We start from the raw sequence: 23,259 nt of genomic DNA, 5'->3' as shown, positions 1-23,259 counted from the left end.
TGAATTATGAAAAATAGTTACTCATAGAGGGTTCATGAGTAACTAAAACGGCTGAATTATGAAAAATAGATACTCATAGAGAGTTCATGAGTAACTATAATAGATGAAATATGAAAAAGTGTTACTCATAGAAGGTTCATGAGTAACTAGAATGGATGAAATATAAAAAATAGTTACTCATAGCGGGTTCATGAGTAACTAAAATGGATGAATTATGAAAAATAGTTACTCATAAAGGGTCCATGAGTAACTAAAATGGATGAATTATGAAAAAGTGTTACTCATAGAGGACTCATGAGTAACTAGAATGGCTGAAATATAAAAAATAGTTACTCATAGCGGATTCATGAGTAACTAAATGAGCTAAAATTTACAAAAATGTTACTCATAGAAGGTTCATGAGTAACTAAAACGGATGAATTATGAAAAAGTATTACTCATAGAGGGCTCATGAGTAACTAAAAAGGCTCAAATTTGAAAAATAGTTACTCATAGAAGGTTCATGAGTAACTATAAGAACACAAATCCGAAAAAGCGTTACTCATAAAGGCTTCATGAGTAAGATAAAAAGAATTATAAAGAAGGCACCATACTCAAATATAGTCCAAAACCCGTTAACTACCCAATCTGAAATAATTTAGACAAATAAGCATTAGCAAAAATATCATTCTTATCTAGTTGAGCGCGAATACTTAGGAAGTTAGAAAGTTGAGGATATACTTCGTTTAATTTTTCAAGATTCATTGAGTGCATTTTACCCCAATGCGGTCTGCCGTTATAACTTTGGAGAATTTCTTCTATTCTATTAAAATATTCTTGATGTGGCATGCCTTTATACATATGGATTGCGATATATGCTGAATCCCGCATTGAAGCTGGACTAATTAGAAAATTGTCTTCTTTTACGAAGCGACATTCTATTGGGAAATGGACGTTAAATTTCTTATTTTGAATTTCTTCCTGAATTTCTAAAATTGCTTCATCCATCTTTTCAGCAGGAATATTATATTCCATTTCGTTAAATTTCACATTGCGTGTTGTTGCAAATAATTCGTGACTAGGACCGATCATATTAGTGTTTGGAACACTACTACCACTTATTTTACTAATTTGAGGACTACTTTTTGGGAAGTTTCTACTAAATTCACTTAAAAACCAAAATGCTTTATTTTCAAGTGTTGCTACTTTCCATTTTTCAAACTTAAATGAATGCTTCTTCGTTCTTGTTTCATTCATCAGCTTAATTTGAACATTATTTGAATATGGAAATAAGTAAAATTCAAAATGTTCATTTTCTTTTTTCAAATTTGATAGATTACTATAGATTTCATCAGTATTTACTTTTTTGCTTTCATAACGATAAGTTTTAGCAGGTTTTATTCTAATTTTAAATTTAACAACGATTCCTAGTAAACCTAGTGATACACCAATTGCCCTAAAAAGATCTGTGTTTTTTGTTTTTGAACAGTCTAGTATGTCCCCAGACGGTAATACTACTGTCATCTCTTCAATTTGTGTTGATAATATTCCGTGATTAACGCCTGTACCGTGCGTACCAGTTAAAAAAGCTCCAGCAATCGATTGAACATTTATGTCACCCAAATTTTCTTGTGAGTAACCTGATTCATACAATTCAAATCCAAGTTGCTCTAATTTAGTACCCGCCCAAACTTCAGCAGTTTGTTCTTCTTTATTAATTGAAATAACGCCACTTAAGTTGTCTAGTGAAATTAAATAGTCATTTGTAGCTATAAGTGGTGTAAATGAATGACTTGATCCAACTACTCTTATTTTTTTTCTTTCCGAGTTAGCCATGCTAACGATGTTTACAACATCTTCAATCGTTGTTGGGTACATTACTTGTTTTGGATTAAATTTGACACTTCCAGACCAGTTTTTCCACAACATACTTTTCATAGGAAGCACCCCCGATCTCCTCGGTATGTTGTGAAACGGTCAATTATTTTATTTTTACTGACAACATATAGCTCTGAAAATCGCTCAGCAATTTCACCAGCTTTACTTGGTCTAAATAAAATTGCATCGCCTATTTTTAAGTCTTCATGACCTGAGTAATAAACTGGTGTTTGCACTTCACCCGCACCTTCTAATGGCAATAATGTACAGTTAGTAGGAGAATATGGGGTTGGCAATTTCTCTTGCCCTACTGCTCCTGATGCTATAAACCCTCCACTTGTGCATGTGAAAATTTTATCTGCTGGTTTTCGAATAATTGGTAAAGCAAAACCAATTGCTGGTTCGTATTGAAAGCTCCTGTACTCATCAAATAAAGTTGGTGAATAAAATCCAGACCCAACTGTAACTTCTGTAACTACCTTTTCATTCGAAGTTGATTGAAGACTTCCTGTCCCACCACCATTTACAAAATCAAGTTGATATCCATCTTTTTCAATATATTTAACAATATCCTTTCGTCTTTTTGCAATTTCACTTAAGGATTTCTTTTTAAGATATTGAATGACTTTATTTTTTATAAACCTATTTTTTACATCGTCACCAACCCCAGCAATTTGGGCTTCATACCCCATAATTCCTTCTAATCGAACATTCAATGATTGCAAAATATGTGTGAGTATTGGAACTAAATCTCTTGTATTTTTTATCGGTGACCTTCTTACTCCAAAATGAAACCCATAATAAGAAGTGCTCATGTCTACATCAATACAAAGAGGAATGACAACCTCATTTTTTGCTGCAACTTTTTCAATCATGCCGATTTGTTCCGTCTCATCTACCATACAAATAATCTTTTTACCTTTTTTTATTTGTAAGGCAATTTTATTTAAGCCACTTACATCAACCGTTGGATAGCCAATTAACAAATTATCAAAACCATTTTCGGCAAGAAAGTCTGCCTCATGTGGGCTATAACACATTAATCCCTCAAAACATTCATCGCTTTCTAAAATATAATTTAATACTTGTACACTACGAATCGACTTTGTGGCAATCCTTATTTTTTTACCGTTTGATTTTTTTGCAATATCATCAACATTTTTAACAAAAGCATCCCAATCTAAAAAAGCACATGGCATAGACATTTTAGTAAAAACCGATCGATCGACCATTTATTCACCTGTCCCTATCCCTTAGCATTTTTATTATTAATTTATGCGAAACTTGATTTAATAAGAATAAAAAAAATTACATAGAATATGCTCCATGTAATTTTTAAAAATCGATAAACCCTTTTAATACTTGTATAGTTAAAGTACTTTGCAATCTTACTGAATTAATTGATTGATTTAAGCTCACATTTGACATAGGAATACCGTACCAAAGTACTTCATTGTCAATCATAATAAACGGTTGAACTTGATCTTTTTTAATAAATCTTCTATTCTTTTGTTTTTCAAAATGAGCTTCACTTATAAATAAAATTGGAATTTCGATTTCGTTTATAATTTTTCGAATTTCCAAAGACATAGTTGATAAATTAGGCATTGAAACAACTATATTTTTATTTGCATTTTTTAAATCATTCACTAATTCAGTTATGCCCTCAGTTGAATCATTAAAAAATAATTTCAACCTCTTAGAAATACTTTTCGTAAATAGTTTATTGAATTCTTCTTTAGCCACTTTGTGATCATGATTAACTTGATATTGAATTAATTTATTGATCGCTTTATTTGGTTTTGTTTTATTTTTGACAAAAGGAATATCTGCAATATGAATAAATTTGCCTCTCGCCCTAGTTAGTGCAACATTTATTAATCTCTCACTATTTTGATCTGTTAGTAATAATCCAGGTGAATATTGTGGATAAGTATCAACAGAATCAAAAATAATCACATCGCATTCCGCTCCTTGAAATCGATGGACTGTTGCGATTTGTATTGGCAATTCTCTATATTTTGTTTTACCGATAATCTCTTTATGTAGAGCAGAAAGTAATTTTGCTTGAGCTCTGTATGGTGTGACAATACCAATAGAATTAACTCCATCTACTATACTTGTAAGAATGCATTGGATGGCAATAATCGCGCTTCCTAAATTATATCTTGAATTTGTATTTGAATCTTTTAAAGCATAGGTTTTTAGAAATTGTGAATTAATTAAACTATTTGCTTTCATAGGAAAAGGTCTATGCTTTGCAATTTCTTGTCTTCTTTTTACTGAAGGGTGGTCAAATACTAATGATTGGTAAATTTCTTTATTCGTAAATCCTGATATGGCAGGATGCATTCTTCTTTGTTTATTTAGCAAAACTAAGTTAGGTAATGGTTCACCGTTTTCAACTCTTTGAACAATCCCCGTATGATGAAATAAATCTTCTTGAAGCCATTTCTTTACATAATCATTATGAAAACAAGACGCAATTGGTGGCAATTGTTTAAAATCTCCACATACGACAATTCGTTTTCCTAAAGTTGCAGCAAATGCAATTTGTGGTGTATATGCCATACTGATTTCATCAACAATTACTAAATCAAATTGTCTTAAATAAATTAATGGATCAATTGAACATTTTGATAATGTAGTTCCAATTACTTTTGCTTGATCGATTAACTCTTTTTCTTTTTCACGGATTTCACTTCGAATTTTATTTAACTTATTTTGAATTTTACTCAAATCATTTAATTCTTGTTTCGAAGCCGCTCCCCTTCTTGCTTTTTTTAACATTGAATGCTTTCGTTCATCCAAATTTTCCAATTCATCATGGTTTATCTCACCACTTACTTCAACAAGCTTTGACGAAAGAATGTCTTCATGCTGTAGCAATACTTCATCTTTTGTATAGCCGTATCGGACGATTTCTCCACTTTTCCATTTTTCTTTCTGCTCTAATTCATGTATAACATTCTTCATTAAAACGTCCACTGCCGCATTTGAATGAGCAATAACTAATACAGATTTATTTTTTTCGTAATGCTTTAAAATAATCTTCGTTAAATTATAAGACTTTCCAGTACCAGGCGGTCCCCAAATATAAGTTGTTGCATTATAAAAGGAACGGTAAATTAACTCCTGCAAAACTGAAGTATCCTTTTTCATTTTCGTTAAATGCTTAGCAGTCGAATCAGCATTCATTAATTTCAGTACTTTTTTTTGTTTACCTCGATAATCTTTAATCTCCTCAAGTCGATCAATTAACTGATCTAATAACTCCCATGGCTCATTAAAAAGTTCTGCATATGGAATTGTCGTTTGGAAACTTTCATTTATTTTTATTTCGACTTGTGATCCCTTAAATGATAACATCTCACCTTGATATTCTTGATTTTCTATTTTGATCCGAACAGGTGTGCCTTCTGGAACAAAAATTTCTGCATAAATCGTAAATAAGATTACCGTACTTTGTCCAATTTGATATAAAGGAGTTCCTTTTGTAAGGGTATAGCTCCTTCCACCATGAAATTTAAGGTAATTTCGTTCTGCTTCAATTGCTGATTGCCATTCTGTAATTAAATTATTTACGTCACTTAGTTTATTAAGCATCTATTTCACCTTACTAGTTTAAAAAATTTGAACCTATACTCCACTTGTTCATTCACTTTGCTTAGGTATAGATTTTTTTAATGCTAATTTTAAAAAGTCAATATAAACAAGTGCCTCTGCTGGTAAAAACACATCATTTCTCTTCACCCAGCCGATCTGAACTTGGTTTGCTCCTTCAAGTGGAATTGAGATAATATTTGGATTCATATAGTTGTGAACAATACAGCCTGTTCCTAGATTATAGCTATCTGTATTTGAAAGAAGATTATTCATTGCCCCTCGATCTTGGAGATAAACAAGTTTTCCAATATTGTCTACATCGAGTGCTTCTTCTGCAAAATGCAATAACATATCATCATGCTGATATGTCAAATATGGATAGTCAGTTAACTGATCTAATTTAATCGATTCAAGATGGGCTAATGGATGTTCTTTTCGCAAAAAGACGCGTTGTTGCAAAGTAGCTATCGGATTAAATGTTAGTGATTTTGACGTAAAATAACGTGCAAAAATATGTTTATTTAACTCAGTTAGCGATAAAATTCCAAGAATACTTTTACAAGAATGAACATCTTCAATTACATCAGTCGTCTTTCCTTCTCGAATCGCAAACTCATATTTCTGTTCATCAAAATAATTCATTAAATTTGCAAATGCCTCGATTGCAAAACCATAATGTTGGGATGAAATGGATAGCTTAGTTGAGTCAGTTGTTTTCTCTTTGTGAAAATGATGGACAACAGATTCCATTTGTTCTAACAGCATTTTAGCGTAAAATAATAGTTCAGTGCCATCTTTTGTAAAGACAACACCTTTATTCGTTCGATCTAAAATCATGATTTCTAACTCAGTTTCAAGATCACGCACAGCTTTACTAATACTAGGTTGTGTTACGAAAAGTGCAGTCGCTGCTTTACTAATCGAATTGTGCTTTGCAATCTCCACTATATATCGAAATTGCTGGAGTTTCATGTATTCACCGTCTTTATATATATTTTGTCGATTTTTTTTGCTATAACTTTAATCTATAGCAAATGATTAAAAATTTCAATTTTACGGTTTGGGTGAAAAGTTTTAAAATATGTAATAACAAACAATTACATATGAGAGGAAGAAAAAAATGATTAGGGAAGCAACTAAAGAGGATTTACTAGACATTTTAGCGATTTATAATGATGCAATACTTAATACAACGGCGGTGTATTCCTATAAATCTCAAACACTAGAAGATAGAAAAATTTGGTTTGACCAAAAGATGCAAGAAGGTTTTCCAATCATCGTTTTCGAAATAGATGAAAAAGTGGCTGGATTTGCTACATTCGGCCCATTTAGAGCGTGGCCAGCCTATAAATATTCGATTGAACATTCTATTTATGTAAATGGTGAGTTTAGAAAAAGAGGCATCGGAACTTCTTTAATGAAGGAATTAATTGCCATTGCGACAAAAAGAGAATACATGACATTAATAGCAGGTATAGATGCTGAAAATGAAAAAAGTATTGCTATGCATAAAAACTTTGGATTTGTCCATTCAGGTACTATAAATAAAGCAGGATATAAATTCAATCGCTGGCTTGACCTAGCTTTTTATCAATTAGAACTTAATGGCCCTAAAGAACCTGTAGAAGATTAAATAAATATGAAGATAATGAAAGGGCATGTTTTGATTGTATTTTCAAAACATGCCCTTTTAATTTTATTTAAATCGTTCAATTACTTATCGGTAAAAAAACTATTAATTATATAATAAATTTGCAATTAAAAGGACTAAAGTCGAAACTACAATGAATCCAATAAAAAAATATCCTATAAACCTGATTGCCCTTGGCTGTTTACCTAATTCTAAACTATTTCGTTTAAAAGGAATGACTCCTTGCATTTTTTGCAAATCCTCAATTGGTGAAAAGATTTTGTCATCATCAACCATCACTTTGCTTTCGGGTTTTTGAGTTTCATAAATTTTTTTCATAGAAATTCACCTACTTTTTGAAGTTAATTGCATAGTTAATTAGTATTTTATTCCATTTCAAAAGATAAAATCCTTTAAGTCTCCTTAATAATCTATAAAGGACAGGTGAAGAGTTATTCCTATTTTGCGAAATCGGTTAATAGAAAGCATAAATACTTTTATACATATTTCGTAAAAACAACATATGTTATAAAAAATGCCACTACAAAGTACAAAACTCCAAGAAGCTTCTTTTTTTTGTCGATACTTAGTAAATTGTCAATTCCACTGAAAATGAGCATACTCATGAGAAGTAATTGCTGATATAACTCGCTTATTTTTGAACTGTCATTCCAAGTAAAACCAACATAAATTAACAAACTAATGGCACTTATGATCGCTAAAATTTTAAAGATATTTTTAATCATTCTGCATAATCTCCTTAATTTCATAAAGATATAATGCGTTTTTCCACGTTATCTTTTTTGATTGGTTTTTTATCTAATGATTCAACCCGCTTATCAATAGACTATAATACGTTAATCCACCTAGGTACGACTCTTATGAAGACATAAATTCAACAATTATAAAGATAAACCTTTATTTATACAAAAAAATGAGCCATTCGTTCATTTCCGAATGGCTCATCCTTGTTCTCTTTATTCAATCGATGCGATTGCTTTTTTACCAAATTGTTTTTTGTATAATTCTTTATATAAACCGTTTTCCATCAATAATTCTTCGTGTTTGCCTTCCTCAACTATTTCTCCATCCTGAAGCACAATAATGTGATCAGCAGCCATAATTGTAGAAAGACGATGTGCGATAACAATTGATGTTTTATTTTTTAATAATCCTTGAATTGCACTTTGAATATAAAACTCTGATAAAGTATCTAATGAAGATGTTGCTTCGTCAAGAATGATGATTTCAGGATTTTTTAATAAAACTCGAGCAATTGATAGTCTTTGTTTTTCTCCACCTGAGAGTTTGATTCCTCTATTTCCTACAACCGTATCATATCCATTTGGTAACTCCATGATAAAATCATGTATATAAGCAGCTTTACATGCTTCAATGATTTCTTCACCTGACGCATCATCTTTTGCATATAATAGATTTTCTTTAATCGTTCCATTAAATAAATAGCTATCCTGGGTTACGAGGCCAATATGAGATCGTAACGATTGGATTGTGAATTCCCTAATATCTCGACCTCCAATTTTTATAGAACCAGAAGTCATGTCATAAAGCCGAGGTATTAAATTTGTAATCGTCGTCTTTCCTGCGCCACTTGGTCCAACTAAAGCCGTCATTGTACCAGATGGGGCATTGAAGGAAATGTTTCGTAATGCGGTTTTGTCTTTTTGATAATTAAAAGAAACGTCTTCAAACTCAATATCTAGATTCATAACATTCATTTCAACTGCATTATCTCGATCTTTAATCGTTAATTTCATATCAAAATATTCAAAAATACGTTCAAATAAAGCAACTGAGCTTGTGATATTGACGTATAAATTTGTTAATTGACTAACAGGTCCGTATAAACGTCCTAGTAAAGCGACAAAGCTGATGATTGCCCCAATTGTTATTTCACCTTGAAAATATAAATACCCACCATATAAATAGATTAACATTGGACCGATGCTAGTAAATGTACTTAGAATCATCATAAACCAGCGCCCTGCCATAGATTCCTTTATTTTAAGAGTTGTAGACTGTACATTGATTTCATCAAACGTTTTAAATTCTCTTTTTTCCTTTGTAAAAAGCTTCATTAATAAGTATCCACTTATACTCAATGTTTCTTGTATTATATGATTTTGCTCACTCGTTTTTTCCTGTGTCTGTTTTGCAATACTCCATCTGACACTTCCCATTTTTCGAGTTGGAAGAATAAATAGTGGCACGATGATTAATCCTAATATCCCTAGCTTCCAATTCATTACTAGTAAGGTAACAGCAGTAGAAATAAGAATGAATAGATTATTAGCAAAACTTACAATCGTACTATCAAAAACTGCTTTAACACCAGAAATATCAGCCGTCATTCGAGTGATTACTTCACCTTGCTTTACATTTGAATAAAATTGTAGTGGCATTTGCTGCAAATGAACATACATTTGGTTTCTCATATCGTAAATGATATTTTGAGCAACATAGGCATTTAAATAATTTTGCCATACGCCTAACAAACCTGAAATAATTGTCGTACTAAGAGAGGCGAGTACGAGATAAACTAGTAAACTTAAATTCTTATTTGGTAATGCGGTATCAACAATATGTTGAATAATAATTGGAGGTAAAATGCCTAGCACCGAAGTTACTAGTAAGATAAGCACCACAAGTAAAGTTTGCTTCCAATAAGGCATAAAATATTTCCCAATTCTTAGCAGCAGTGCTTTTGTAATATTCGGTTTTTGTGCATTTTCATCAAATCGCATTCGACCAAATCCATGGGGACCCATTGGAGGTCCTCCACCAAATCCTGACATAATTTTCAATCCTTCCTAATTTCTAAAGTGTATTTTGCTCATTTACTAAATGAGTTAAGATTTGTTTTTGCATTCTAATAAGCGAATTAATCTCCTCTTCGGAAAATTGTTCCATAGAGTTTGCTAAACTCTTATAAGCCTCTGACTCTTCGCGATAACGTTGGCAAATAAGTATACCTTCAGAGGTTAAAAATAATTGAGTTTCTCGTCGATCTACAGCCGAAGTTACCCTTTTTACGTAATTCTTTTTCTCCAACTCATCTATACTAAGACTAACTCTGCTTTTTGCAGATAGTAATCTTTCAGTTAATTCTTTTTGTGTTAAACCTTCCTTATTACGAATTGAATTCAATATAATTAACTGTTGAACCGTTAACCCTAGTTTAGTAGCCGTTTGAAAGCTTAACCTTTTTAGTTGGCGTGCAATTGAGAATAATGAGTTCGTTAATTCAATTGCTTGCTGCAGTTCTGACACGTATACCATCTCCTATATTAGTTCACATTATAAACTGTTTACTTTATAAACTAATAATAAACCTTAGAGTTTCTTTTGTACAATTAAAAGATGTTAATAAAGAAAACTGTATGTTCATTCAAATAACATTCACTTTATTGTTATTTTCACTTTGTTACATTTTCCATATAACAATATATTCTGTACAACTTAACCTGTCTCAGTTTTTAAAATATTCTTTCGATTATTTATATAGTATGATAAGAATTATCTAAAATTAAAGGTGGTTTTGAATTTGAAAGCAGTACAAATTGATGAAGCAAAGCAATTATTTATTGACGATTATCCAATGCCTGCTTTAGGAGAAAATGAACTTCTTGTAAAAGTTCATGCAACAGCAATTAATCGCGCTGACTTATTACAAAAACACGGTAAGTATGCCGTACCTCCAGGTGCTTCTCCAATTTTAGGATTAGAAATGTCTGGCATTGTTGAACAAATCGGCCCAAATGTAACGAATTGGAATATTGGTGATCGCGTTTGTGGATTATTACCAGGTGGAGGTTATGCACAATATGTTTCCATCCCTGCCGATTTAGTAATTCCAATTCCTGATCATCTTTCATTCGAAGATGCTGCAGCCATACCTGAGGTCTTTTTGACAGCATACTTAAATTTATTTGAGTTAGGTAAATTAAAAGAAAATGAAACGGTGTTAATTCATGCAGGAGCTAGTGGAGTTGGAACTGCAGCAATTCAACTTGCGAGAGAACTCGGAGCAAAATCAATCGTTACTGCAGGGAATGAATCGAAGTTAGCTGCATGTACTGATTTGGGAGCGAACTATGTTGTAAATTATAAAAATGAGGATTTTAAAACGAAAGTTGAAGAAATAACTGTTCATGCCGGAGTCGATGTTATTCTAGACTTTATTGGTGCATCCTATTTCCACCAAAATCTTCAATCATTAACAACAAATGGTAGACTGATTTTAATTGGAACAATGGGTGGAATTAAAGTAAATGATGTGAACTTATTACCACTTTTGACGAAGAGAATTTCGATTATTGGAAGTACTTTGCGCTCACAAACGCTTGAACAAAAAATCCATTTAACGAATCAATTCAAAAAATTTGTCTTACCACTTTTTACGAACAATAAAATAAAACCAATTATCGATTCAGTGTATAGTTGGCATGAAGTAAATGAAGCTCATAGTCGAATGGAGAACAATTTAAACATTGGAAAAATAGTCTTGAAAATAGATTAAATTAAAGAGATATAAAAGGGGATAAAAATGGTCTTACTTGGTTCAATTGTCAACGCAGCAGCAATTATTTTTGGCTCATTACTAGGTGTATTTATTAAAAGAATTCCAGATCGTATGAAAAACTTAGTAACTCAGTCAATTTCATTAGTGATCATCGTAATCGGTTTTACATTAGCAATGAAAACAAATCAAATTCTAATCGTTGTTTTTAGCCTCTCTTTAGGTGCGGTAGTCGGAGAATGGTTAGATATCGAAAGTAAATTAGATAAATTAGGTCTATTTATAGAAAGTAAATTTCATTCTAAAAATGAAGGATCCATTTCAAAAGGTTTTGTTACTTCAACTTTATTATTTTGTGTTGGTGCGATGGCAATACTAGGTGCGTTAGACAGCGGTCTTCGCCACAATCACGAAATTTTATATACAAAATCAATGATGGACGGTTTTCTATCAATCATTTTAACATCAACTCTTGGTATTGGCGTGTTATTTTCCGCTTTACCGGTTTTAATCTATGAAGGCTTTATTGCTATTTTTGCATCATTTGTTCCAAACTTAGTCACACAGCACTTACTCAATTCAATCATTGCCGAAATCTCAGGTACAGGCGGTATTTTATTAATCGCTCTAGGATTGAATTCATTAGGTGTAGTAAAAATAAAAATAGGAAATATGTTACCTTCAGTTTTATTTGCACTTATTATTGTATGTATCATTCAATTTTTTAAATAGAAATTACATATTTTATTCACAAAAAATGAGCCCATTTTAAGGGCTCATTTTTCATTTATGTAGATGTACTTTTTCTTAAAATAACCTTTATCTTTATGATATAAAATTAAGGCGATTAATAAGACTCCTGCAGCAAGCCAAACCGACTGATTCCCAATATATTTTGTTGAAATACTTCCGAATAAAGCTCCAAACGAAAAAGAAAGGATAATCACTAAAAACTCCTTAAACTTTGTTTTTGCTTCCTCGTCTTGATTTACAAAAGCGGTATACGCGGCCTGTGAAGCAATTCTTATATTACCAGTTGTCATTGTCGAATTATATGTCCACTTATCTAAATGAGTAAATGTTGAAATTTGCAATGAAGATACAAATGAGATGCAAACAGTTACAACGATATTAGGTATACTACTTGGTAATACCCCTACTATTATTAATACTACACATTCTAAAATTAAAATTGAGCGTCTATAGCTGTATAAAAGCTCCCTTAAGCGCGGATGCTTAACAGATTCAGCCACCAATACGCCTAGAATAAATGCGATGATTGGCAGTATGTAATCAACCGAATTCTTCCAATTCCCGTATGATAAATTGATTGCTAGTAGCACAAGATTACCTGTTTGTGCATTAGCAAATACGCCGTCTCTACTAATGAATGTATATCCGTCTAAAAAGCCACCGACTAAAGCTAACAAAACGCCAAGATAAACTGAATTTGATGATAATGAAGGAATTATTTTTTTAGATTTCAATCAAAGATCTCCTACTACAAAGTTAAATTATCATTATCTTATCATTAGAATCACCATTATTATGTTTATAATTGTGAACATTCATCCTTCATTTCTAAGTTATTTAGTAAAAATGAGGTCTGTTAACATGATTAGTAGTCTTTTCTTACGTAAAACATCCTTAAGTATTACTGCTGTTGGTTTTGAGTGGAATTATGATGTTCTTCTAGCTTTATCTTCATAAATTCCGTACCCCAATCTTTCATTGCATCGAGTACACTATTAAAATTTTTACCTAGATCTGTTAAAGAGTATTCCACTTTCGGAGGAACTTCTTTATAGACTTCCCTGTGAACCATTCCATCCTCTTCTAATTCTCTCAATTGTCTCGTCAATATTCCCTTTGAAATACCAGGTAACAATCTTTGAAGTTCGTTAAACCTTCTTGTTTTCTGGCTTAAATGCCATAAGATGACGATTTTCCATCTCCCTGCAACTACATTCTGTGTAAGTGTTAAAGGACAAACTACATCTTGTTGTTGAGGAGGTCCTCCCTCAAAATTAAATCGAGCCATATCCGTAATTCCCCTCTCCTTCATAAAGGTACTATTTTTGTGACTATGTCATAAAAAAATGCCTACTTTTAAAATTGTGACTGTGGATTTAGTATATATCTGTAATGATTAATTTAATATCAAAAGTTATTTTATAAGTAACTGTTGTTGCGTTAAATATAATACTTTTAGGAGAATGATGAAAATGAAAACAATACTAATAACGGGTGGAACAGATGGAATAGGAAAAGGTATTGCAATGCATTACTTAAAAGAAGGCGACCGTGTAATTGTTGTCGGTAGTTCAGCCATGAAAGGCGAACTATTCAAGAATGAAGCTAAAAAGTTAGGAATGGGAGAAAGAGCAATTTTTCTACAAGCAGACTTAAGCTTGGTAAAAGAAAATCTACGACTATTACAAGAAATAAAAGAACGCTTTAATTCACTTGATCTAGTCGTTTTTTGTGCCATAAAACATAATCACTCTTATATTCAAACGCAAGAAGGATTTGAATTTACCTTTGCGCTATATTATTTGAGTAGATTTATACTTAGCTACGGATTAAAAGAGTGTTTAGAAACATCAAAAAATCCTACGATCATAAATGTTTGCGCTCCCGGTATGAAGGGTGAAGTAAACTGGGAGGACCTTCAGCATAAAAAAAGCTTTAAAAATGTCTCTTTTCATGGCAGCCGTTTAAACGATTTACTTGGTGTTGCTTTTGCTGAAAATGATCCTGCTCATAAAATAAAATATGTACTTTATAACCCTTGGGCAGTACAGACCTCTGGCGTTTTTGATATGGTTAAAAATCCATTGATGAAAAATGTAATGAAAATGTCGTATAAAATAATTGGGAAAACGATTGAAGAAGGAATTAAACCAATCATAAAATTAGTAGAAAATCCTCCAAAATCTTCTTTAACAGCTTTTAAAATGGAAAAAGAAGTTAGTCTAACTATGAAAACATTTGATAAAGAACTCGCTCAAAAGCTATATGACATTACTGTACAAATGCTGGAGGCAGAAAAATACTAAATAAAGAGGCCGTCTTAAGGCAAGGTATCTGACAAATAGGCGGCTTATATTTCAGTTTTAGAATGTATTTTGACGTAGTTGCCAATTTTAATATATGTATAAGTGAGCGTTCAAATAGAGGTGAGTTAGCATTAAATTTCGAGAAATATGGTCGTCCTCATTCTATCAGCGGGGGTATCTTATTGGAGTTTTTTAATTTTAGCTGAGTTTATGATTTCCATTAAGACAGATTGAATAGATTCCTTCACTTTTTTAATCGTTTTTGATTAAATTAAAGCAAATTTATTCATTTTCCAGTTGTGGATAGCTACTTTTGAACAATTATTTAGGCTAGATCCCCCAACAGGTATAGGTATTATTCTATCTAAAGTGGGATCCAATTAAATTTATTTGCAGTTTCTCTAAATTTAATTGCAGTTTTCTTAATTTTAATTGCAGTTTTATTGATTTTAATTGCAGTTTCTCTATTTTTATTTGCAGTTCGTACTTTATTTGCAGTTTCTAATTTCTTATTTGCACATTTCACAGTTTTATTTGCACTTAAACTTTAATTTCAACTACTCTTCTTTTACTACTTAATTTTCAATATACAAAAAAGGCTAAATCCCCAGGATTTAGCCTCCAATCATTATGTAAAATTCAAATACTACCTATTCAAAACATAGTAAATAACGTAGAACCAACTAAAAAATCCGTGAACTATTGCCCAGAGAACTGATTTATGAATACTCCAAGAAATTGTAATAGCTAAAGCAGAACCAAACGTCATTGCACTTTTAGAGCCAACTGGAACATTGAATTTTTTTTCTGTCCGATCTTTCATACTCCAACTCCCATTTCCTATGAATCTATATTTCTATTTTATTCTTCATTGAAATGGATATACCCATTAACAATTAAGATTCTGTTAATTACATAATTTCAATGGGCCTAAACTATTGGATGATTAATCAATAAGACAGTTAAATTTAGTTTTTCTATGTTAATATCCCGCTAAATCATCAACAAAATAAAAAAAAGACGTTCAACTTAAAACTAGAACGTCTCCTACAGAATCATTTAATGATCTTAACCATATGGTCTTCATCATAAAATTCACCATTTACAAATAAAGCTCTTTTTTCAGTTCCGAAGCTTTCGAAGCCGACAGATTCATAAAGTTTTTTTGCAGAAACATTTGCTGAAATGACTGCTAATTCAATTTGTAAAATATCTTCAATTTGAGTTGCATGCTGAATTGCTTGGCTTAAAACTTTTTTGCCTACTCCTTTTCCACGATAATTTGGATTGACGTACATGCCCCAAACTGTTCCTTTATGCTTCATTTTTTCAGAGCGTTTTTGGTAGAAACCAGCAACTCCAACAAGTTCTTTCTCGTCAAATGCTCCTACGATAAAATTATCAAAGGTTTTAGGAAAATTATTTGTATGTTGTTCCATTGTTTTTAGTTCATATTCAGAAATACTTTCTCCGAATGCTTCTGGCGAGAGTATTAGTCCTTCTTTTCTTAAGCGTATAAATTCGGGTAAATCTTCAAGTGTAAGCTTGCGAATTTCCATCTGTTTTTCTCCCTTCAAACTATTAAACTTTTAATATTTGTCAATTTCAAATATAACATATAATTCTGAAGTTTATGAATACAAATAGACTTATCATTTTTATCATGATAAGTCCTTTTAAACAGATTAAAGTTTGATCGAGACAAGTTTCAATTCTGTCATCTCTTGAATTGCATATTTAATTCCTTCTCTTCCATAACCGCTCTCTTTTACTCCACCATATGGCATTAAATCAACTCGGAAAGTTGGAACATCATTTACGAGCACTCCACCTACATGTAATTTTTTAGTAGCGTATAATGCCCTTTGTAAGTTATCTGTATACACTCCTGCTTGTAATCCAAATCGACTATTATTTACTTCATTTATGGCATCATCAAAATTTTCAAATGAATTAATAACAACGACTGGACCGAATATTTCTCTACATGATACCTCACTACTATTTTGAACATTTGTTAAGATCGTTGGTGTGAAAAGGCGGTCATCTACTACATTGCCTCCAGTTACTAATTCGGCTCCATCTTTTATTGCATTTTTTACCCAGTCATCTATTCTAGCAATATCCTTTTTCGAGATTAAAGCACTAATATCTGTTTGAAGGTCTAATGGTGAACCTTGTTTTAATCGTTCAGTCGCGTTTTTCATTTTCACTATGAAATCTTTATATAGGGTATGATGTACAAATATGCGTTGCAACGAAATACATACTTGACCGTTATATATAAAAGCTCCCCATACGCAACGATTAATTAGCTCATCCGTTAAATTAACTCCTTCGTCGATAATTAATGCTGAGTTAGATCCAAGCTCTAATGTTACTTTCTTTAATCCGGCTTTATTTTTTAAAGATATTCCTACTTCAGGACTACCAGTAAATGTTATTGCTTTCACTTCAGGATGCTTAACTAATGCATCACCAATTTCTGAGCCTTTTCCAGTAATTAAATTAAATGCTCCTTTTGGTAAATCTGTTTTATCAATCATTTCTGCTAATGCAATCGCTGACAATGGGGTTTGGCTTGCTGGTTTTAAGACGATTGTATTACCTGCAGCAATTGCTGGACCTACTTTATGCGCTACTAGATTAAATGGAAAATTAAATGGAGTAATTGCACCGATTACGCCTACTGGTTCTCTAACAGTGTAAGTAACTCGACCTTCACCACCTGCGACTGCATCTAGCGGTATCGTTTCTCCGTATATTCTTTTTGCTTCTTCAGCGGCAATTTTATAAGTAGCAATCGTACGATCAATTTCACCTAAAGCCGCTTTTAATGGTTTAGATGCTTCTAATGCTAAAATCTCAGCAAGCTGTGAACGATTTTCTTTAAATTGTTCAACTAATTGCTCCAAAATCAGGCTTCTTTCATAAGATGTTAGTTTATCCATTTTTGATCTTGCGTTATTAGCCGCTATGATCGCATCTTCTAAATTTTCAATAGTAGCAATTGGAATTTCAGCCAAAATTTCATCTGAATGTGGAGCATAAAGCTTCTCATGTTTTAGCCCCTCAACCCAGCTACCATTTATATAAAATTGTTTTTTCATATTACTTCACCTCAGATACAAGCTGACTTACAACTTGATGTATTGATTGTTTGATTATATCTAGTCCTTCTTCTAATTCATCGTCTGAAATAGTAAGAGGCGTTAAAAAACGGAGAACATTACTATGAACACCTGCACTTAGTATAATGACTCCATTTTCACAACATCTTTTTGTTAGAGCTGCTACAAACTCTTTTGCTGGTTGGCCAGTAGCATGGTCTATAAATTCGATCCCTACCATGGCCCCTAATCCTCTAATATCGTAAATAATCGGATAGTCATCCTTTAGTCCACTGAAAAACAATTTAATTTTTTCACCTATCGCTTTCGCTCGAATCCAAAGTTTTTCATTTTGAATTTTTTCAATTACTGCAAGTGCTGCTACACATCCTAATGGGCTACCACCATAAGTTCCGCCTAACTCACCAGGTGAAGCAGCATCCATAATTTCCAAACGACCGGTAACCGCACTAATTGGTACTCCGGCAGCTAATGATTTTGACATTGTCATTAAATCTGGTTCAATCTCAAAATAAGTTGAAGCGAATAATTCTCCCGTTCGACCAAAACCTGTTTGGATTTCATCTGCAATAAATAAGATTCCATAGGATTTACAAATAGTATAAATTTCTTTAACGAATTTCTTTGGTGGAACGATGAACCCACCTTCTCCTTGAACAGGCTCCATAATGACTGCTGCGATTTCATCTGGGGAAACATCAGTTAATAGAAAATCCTTAAACTGTGCAATACAAAAGTTTATATATTCGTCTTCTGATAAATCTTTTGGACGATTCGATAAATAAGGGAATTGAGCTTTAAATGTAGCAGGGGCAAATGGACCCATTTTATATTTATATGGTTTTACTTTACTAGTTAGAGACATCCCTAATAAAGTTCTTCCATGGAACCCTCTTGTAAATGAAACGATACCTGACCTACCTGTATACTTCCTTGCAATTTTAACAGCATTTTCAACGGCTTCAGCACCACTATTTAATAAAATTGTTTTTTTGGCAAAGTCCCCAGGCGTTATTTCTGCTAATTTTTTTGCTAAATCAATATATGGCTTATACATCCCAACGTGAAAACATGAGTGTATTAATAAATCTGTTTGATTTTTAATCGCTTGTACAACATTCATTGGAGTATGACCTACATTTAATGTTCCGATTGCTCCAGCAAAATCTAAAAATTTATTTCCGTCAACATCCTCAACGATTGTACCATTAGCCTTTTCTACAAAAACCGGAGTATTATTACCAACTCCATTTGGAACAAATTGATTGCGTAATTCAATTAACTCTCGCCCTTTTGGTCCCGGGACTCCAGCTAGGACATTAACAAATTTTCGATTTTTGCTCATGTTTTGCTCTCCCTCTTCATATATTAACTGATTAAAATTTTTAGCTTCATTACTAATATACTCGCATTTAACCATTTAAGAATGAAATTAATCTAAGTTAATGAAGAAGTAGAGCTTGTTATAGCATCAATAGTTCGCGTATGTCTTCTTCAGTTAATGAAGTTGATGAATTTGTCTCAACAATTTCTTCAATTAACTGTTTTTTCTTCGCTTGAAGTTCAGTCATTTTCTCCTCAATTGTTCCTTTTGCGATCAGCTTTATTACTTGAACATCATTCAATTGACCAAACCGATATGCTCGATCTGTTGCCTGATTTTCAACGGCAGGATTCCACCAATTATCGTATAAAATAACGGTATCTGCTCCTGTTAAATTCAGTCCAACCCCACCTGCTTTTAACGAAATAAGGAAGAAGTCATTTTCACCAGCATTAAATCGATCGCATATAGCAAGTCGTTCTTCTGAGGGCGTTTGGCCATCTAAATAGAAGAATGGTTCACCCATTTTAGCAAACTCTCTACCAATTAATTCAAGCATTTTAGTAAATTGAGAGAAAATCAATATTCTTCTACCTGACGTTTTTGACGCTTCTATAATTTGAAATAACTGTTCAAATTTTGCTGAACTGCCTTCATATCCTTCAATAAACAGAGCCGGATGACAACAAATTTGCCTTAAACGAGTTAATCCAGCTAAAATTCTTATATGATTTTTTCCTAATGTAAACTTATCAACTGCTAAATGTTTTAAGGTGTCATGTCTTAGTTTTGCTAAATATGCTGCATATAACTTCTTTTGCTCTGGAAGCAATTCAACAGATTCATTCGATTCGATTTTTTCTGGAAGTTCTTTAAGTACGTCCACTTTTAGTCGCCTTAGTAGGAATGGTCGAACTTTTTTAGAAATCGTTTTTCTCGTAAGATTACTAAATTCCTTCAAACCGCCAAATAACTCTGGAAAGACAACATGATAAATCGCCCAAAGTTCTTCAAGTGAATTTTCAATTGGAGTTCCTGTTAGTGCGAATCTTTGATCAGCATTTATCTTTTTAACAATCTTCGCTGTTTGAGTAAAAGGATTTTTAAAGCTCTGAGCCTCGTCAAAAAACACCGTATGGAACTTTTGTTTTTCGTACCATTTAATATCATTTCTTAGAAGCGAATACGAGGTAATGATGACATCAATACGCTCTATTTCATTTTGTAATTTCAATCTACTATTCTTATTTCCGTCTATTACGATTGCTTCTATTTCTGGAGCAAATTTGATGAGTTCGCTTAGCCAGTTATACGTTACTGCCGTTGGACAAACGATAAGAATTGGTGCATTATTTGAACGGATGTCATTTAACACCGATTGAATATAAGTTATGCTTTGTAGTGTTTTACCTAAGCCCATATCATCTGCTAAAATACCACCGAATCCGAATTTAGCTAAAGTTTTCATCCATTTATATCCATATATTTGGTAGTCTCTTAAAATATAATGTGGAGTATTTGGAACCTCTATCTCTACTTCATTCGGATTTACTAAGCTTTCGTAAAATTGATTGAACTCGTTCCCAGTTTTAAATAAATTAGTTTCTTCTATAGTATTTAATAGATTTAGTCCATGTTTTAATGGGACGTTCAATACACTTTCATAATCTAATTCTTGAGAAGGAACGGCATTTAAAAAACGTTGAATTTCCTGTAACTCTCTAGTCTCAAGAGAGAATAATGTATCATCTTTTAATCGGAAGTATTTTCGTTTTTCCTTTAATGCTAAGATTACTTCTTTAATTTGTTTTTCAGGTATATCTAGTTCAAATTTAAATTCTAACCAATTTGTTCGTTCTCTTTTTAAATTAACTCGTATTTGTGGCTTCTTATTTTCTTTAAAAATTCTATTTCTCACTGCAGTTGTTGCATAAATTTCGGTTAGTTTTTCTAGTTTGGGTACAATATGTCTTAAAAACTCATATTCCAATTCTTCATTTTGTAAAAAATAGCCACCCTCTGTTTTTGAAAAAGAACTATCCTCCATTAACTGTAAAATCTCTAATTCTTTTTCCTCATCTCTAATTAAAGTTTTACTAAGGTTTGGTTCCCTTTTATCAAGTGGATTAATCACAATTCGATCATAATGAAATTCAAGACCTGCTAAAAACTTATTTTTTACTCGATCTAAATATAGCTTTGAGATTAGTGGCGTATTTGAAAATTGATTTGATAGAGTCGGCGGAATATTAACTTTGCCAAGCTTTTTTAGACCAGGAATAACTTGTTCGAAGTATAACGGAATTTGATCAGGTGTAATATGAATTATTTCAGAAGTTGATTTATTAACTAATTGTTTTAATTCCACAAGTCGATTAAAATCCTCAATGGTTAAATTATATATTCTTCCATCATATAAGACTTTAGAATAGGCCTCTAGTATGGTTAATTGATTGATCCCATTTGCAGTTAATGTGTACTGGCCATTTAAGAGTTCAAATTCAAAGTTTAAAGGTAATTCCTCTTCAGAAAACGAAATTCCATGATAAATATTGCCGTTTTCAATTACTTTTACATTATTGGTAATTGATAATAAATTGATTAATTGATTAAAAATGGATGGGGATATGATCATATAATCATTCGAAAATATTGTCGTTTTATTCATATATAACGAATCAATAAACATCATCTCATCATCTAATAATTTTATTAATTGTTCCCATATCGAATTTACTTCATCATTCACACAATGAAAAAGAGGATCAAATATAAACTCAGTTGATACTTCACTTGGTTTTCCCTCTTTTATGCTCCATATAAACTGTCGTATATTTTCTACTTTTTTCGTATTAGAAATCATTGAAATACCAATCATTTTTAAGCCATTTTTAATCTCAACTACTTCACAAACGAATTCAAAATCAACAATCTGTCTATTTTCAAAATGTCTTTGTTGTTTTGTATTTCGAACCATCTTTTCATTAAATAAAGTTAAAACACCATTCGACATACTCATATTGTTATTTTCTTTCTGAATATCTGCAGGAAAAACATCTATTTTCTGGTTCTCATAAATTGAAATGAGAACAGCAGCTATGTGCTGACAATCTGTTTTAATTGATGCTAGTTTGGGGCAGGTACATGTGCAATAAAAATTCCCATTTTCTTCTTTAATAACATTAACAGTAAACTTTTCAGATCCTTCTACGTTTGCTGTACATGTATTTTTAGTATATTTTTCGATGAAAACTTTGTTTGAGCGATAAAAAGAGTCTCCCCTTTTGAAGGAGACAATTCCGCATCGTTCTTTAATTATTTTATGACTAATCAATATATCCAAACAATTGCTCCTTTTCTTTTGCTAAACTAATACATCTATTTTATCATTTATTGTCTATTTTTCTAAAAAATTGCTTTTGAATAAACAAAAAAAGAAGCCATTTTTATGACTTCTTTTTGTAATCATCCTTATTTTTGTTCTACAATTCCATGCCTAAAAGCATAAATAACAGCCTGTGTTCGGTCTACTACTTCTAATTTTGTCAGTATATTACTCACATGTGTTTTAACTGTTTTTAAAGAAACAAATAAGGCATCTGCGATTTCTTGATTCGATTTACCTTCTGTCATTAAGTGGAGCACTTCTTGTTCTCGAGCCGTTAAATCATCATGTAATTCACGCTGAACAGACTTTCTCATTCGATTCATCATTTTCCCAGTAACGACTGGTTCTAAAACCGCTCCACCTTTATGAGTTGTTCGAATTGCGTTTGCGATATCGCTAGCTCTTGACGTTTTTAGCATATAACTAATTGCTCCTGCATCAATTGCTGGATATACATTTTCATCATCTATAAAGCTTGTGACAATAATTATTTTCGCTTCAGGCCATTTAGAAATGATCGACTTTGTTGCTTCAATCCCGTCCATTCCTTCCATCACTAAGTCCATTAATATGATATCAGGGCGTTTTTCCAGTACAAGTTCGACACCATCTTTTCCATTACTAGCTTGACCAACAACTTCAATATCAGATTGAGTACTTAAATATGTAGAAACACCCATACGTACCATTTCATGATCATCTACTAATACTACTTTAATCATTT

At 32.1% G+C, this 23,259-nt stretch carries 21 protein-coding genes; 4 read left to right on the top strand and 17 right to left on the bottom strand.

The features are described from left to right. Positions 1-618: 618 nt before the first annotated feature. The 4 genes from CN601_RS05360 to CN601_RS05345 form a co-directional block, all read right to left on the bottom strand. Complete coding sequence (locus tag CN601_RS05360; RefSeq protein ID WP_098170368.1) at positions 619-1,926, bottom strand: D-arabinono-1,4-lactone oxidase; 1,308 nt, start codon at positions 1,924-1,926, stop codon at positions 619-621. Next, positions 1,914-3,089, bottom strand: a complete 1,176-nt coding sequence (locus CN601_RS05355) for an amino acid deaminase/aldolase (protein ID WP_098170367.1) — start codon at positions 3,087-3,089, stop codon at positions 1,914-1,916. The genes CN601_RS05360 and CN601_RS05355 overlap by 13 nt, the downstream gene beginning before the upstream one ends. Positions 3,090-3,192: 103 nt before the next feature. After that, the gene (locus CN601_RS05350) at positions 3,193-5,463 is read right to left on the bottom strand and encodes an AAA domain-containing protein (RefSeq protein ID WP_098170366.1); all 2,271 of its coding nucleotides are present in this window, start codon (positions 5,461-5,463) and stop codon (positions 3,193-3,195) included. Positions 5,464-5,511: 48 nt separating this feature from the next. Next, positions 5,512-6,435: a LysR family transcriptional regulator gene (locus CN601_RS05345; RefSeq protein WP_098170365.1), complete on the bottom strand. Its 924-nt coding sequence runs from the start codon at positions 6,433-6,435 to the stop codon at positions 5,512-5,514. Between the two features lie 148 nt (positions 6,436-6,583). Here CN601_RS05345 and CN601_RS05340 point away from each other — a divergent pair, with 148 nt between their 5' ends. Then, positions 6,584-7,096 (top strand): GNAT family N-acetyltransferase, encoded by a 513-nt coding sequence (locus CN601_RS05340; RefSeq protein WP_098170364.1) that lies wholly within the window; start codon positions 6,584-6,586, stop codon positions 7,094-7,096. A gap of 102 nt (positions 7,097-7,198) precedes the next feature. Here the strand turns inward: CN601_RS05340 and CN601_RS05335 are convergent, their stop codons facing one another. The 4 genes from CN601_RS05335 to CN601_RS05320 form a co-directional block, all read right to left on the bottom strand. Further along, entirely contained in the window at positions 7,199-7,432 is a 234-nt protein-coding gene (locus CN601_RS05335) for a hypothetical protein (RefSeq protein WP_098170363.1), read from the bottom strand. Between the two features lie 158 nt (positions 7,433-7,590). After that, the gene (locus CN601_RS05330) at positions 7,591-7,839 is read right to left on the bottom strand and encodes a hypothetical protein (protein WP_098170362.1); all 249 of its coding nucleotides are present in this window, start codon (positions 7,837-7,839) and stop codon (positions 7,591-7,593) included. A 231-nt stretch (positions 7,840-8,070) separates the two neighbouring features. Further along, positions 8,071-9,909 (bottom strand): ABC transporter ATP-binding protein, encoded by a 1,839-nt coding sequence (locus CN601_RS05325; protein WP_257131620.1) that lies wholly within the window; start codon positions 9,907-9,909, stop codon positions 8,071-8,073. A gap of 22 nt (positions 9,910-9,931) precedes the next feature. Beyond that, entirely contained in the window at positions 9,932-10,384 is a 453-nt protein-coding gene (locus CN601_RS05320) for a MarR family winged helix-turn-helix transcriptional regulator (protein ID WP_179865447.1), read from the bottom strand. Positions 10,385-10,658: 274 nt separating this feature from the next. On the opposite strand from CN601_RS05320, the gene CN601_RS05315 reads away from it, so the two are divergent. Then, entirely contained in the window at positions 10,659-11,633 is a 975-nt protein-coding gene (locus CN601_RS05315; RefSeq protein ID WP_098170360.1) for an NAD(P)H-quinone oxidoreductase, read from the top strand. Between the two features lie 27 nt (positions 11,634-11,660). Next, positions 11,661-12,365, top strand: coding sequence for a DUF554 domain-containing protein (locus CN601_RS05310; protein ID WP_098119809.1), 705 nt, complete (start codon positions 11,661-11,663; stop codon positions 12,363-12,365). Positions 12,366-12,409: 44 nt separating this feature from the next. Here CN601_RS05310 and CN601_RS05305 read toward each other — a convergent pair whose 3' ends face one another. Both CN601_RS05305 and CN601_RS05300 read right to left on the bottom strand, forming a co-directional pair. After that, positions 12,410-13,120, bottom strand: coding sequence for a YoaK family protein (locus CN601_RS05305; RefSeq protein ID WP_098119808.1), 711 nt, complete (start codon positions 13,118-13,120; stop codon positions 12,410-12,412). 167 nt (positions 13,121-13,287) lie between these two features. Then, a complete protein-coding gene (locus CN601_RS05300; protein WP_098170359.1) occupies positions 13,288-13,674 on the bottom strand; it encodes a winged helix-turn-helix transcriptional regulator in 387 nt (128 codons plus the stop codon). Between the two features lie 184 nt (positions 13,675-13,858). Here CN601_RS05300 and CN601_RS05295 point away from each other — a divergent pair, with 184 nt between their 5' ends. Next, entirely contained in the window at positions 13,859-14,692 is an 834-nt protein-coding gene (locus tag CN601_RS05295; protein WP_179865446.1) for an SDR family NAD(P)-dependent oxidoreductase, read from the top strand. A gap of 364 nt (positions 14,693-15,056) precedes the next feature. Here the strand turns inward: CN601_RS05295 and CN601_RS26830 are convergent, their stop codons facing one another. From CN601_RS26830 to CN601_RS05270, 7 genes are all read right to left on the bottom strand, one after another. Further along, positions 15,057-15,218: a hypothetical protein gene (locus CN601_RS26830; protein WP_179865445.1), complete on the bottom strand. Its 162-nt coding sequence runs from the start codon at positions 15,216-15,218 to the stop codon at positions 15,057-15,059. A gap of 120 nt (positions 15,219-15,338) precedes the next feature. Next, a complete protein-coding gene (locus CN601_RS26825; protein WP_179865442.1) occupies positions 15,339-15,515 on the bottom strand; it encodes a hypothetical protein in 177 nt (58 codons plus the stop codon). 232 nt (positions 15,516-15,747) lie between these two features. Then, entirely contained in the window at positions 15,748-16,251 is a 504-nt protein-coding gene (locus CN601_RS05290; protein ID WP_098170357.1) for a GNAT family N-acetyltransferase, read from the bottom strand. A gap of 126 nt (positions 16,252-16,377) precedes the next feature. Continuing rightward, a complete protein-coding gene (locus CN601_RS05285) occupies positions 16,378-17,802 on the bottom strand; it encodes an aldehyde dehydrogenase family protein (protein ID WP_098170356.1) in 1,425 nt (474 codons plus the stop codon). A gap of 1 nt (position 17,803) precedes the next feature. After that, entirely contained in the window at positions 17,804-19,168 is a 1,365-nt protein-coding gene (gabT, locus tag CN601_RS05280; RefSeq protein WP_098170355.1) for a 4-aminobutyrate--2-oxoglutarate transaminase, read from the bottom strand. Between the two features lie 118 nt (positions 19,169-19,286). Further along, positions 19,287-22,490: a DEAD/DEAH box helicase gene (locus tag CN601_RS05275; RefSeq protein ID WP_098170354.1), complete on the bottom strand. Its 3,204-nt coding sequence runs from the start codon at positions 22,488-22,490 to the stop codon at positions 19,287-19,289. 128 nt (positions 22,491-22,618) lie between these two features. After that, positions 22,619-23,257: a response regulator transcription factor gene (locus CN601_RS05270; protein ID WP_098119801.1), complete on the bottom strand. Its 639-nt coding sequence runs from the start codon at positions 23,255-23,257 to the stop codon at positions 22,619-22,621. Positions 23,258-23,259: the final 2 nt, after the last annotated feature.

This window comes from Bacillus sp. AFS017336, assembly GCF_002555445.1.
GTDB lineage: Bacteria > Bacillota > Bacilli > Bacillales > Bacillaceae_G > Gottfriedia.
The sequence above is the reverse complement of the archived record's forward strand: the minus strand, read 5'-3'. Positions and strand labels throughout refer to the sequence as shown.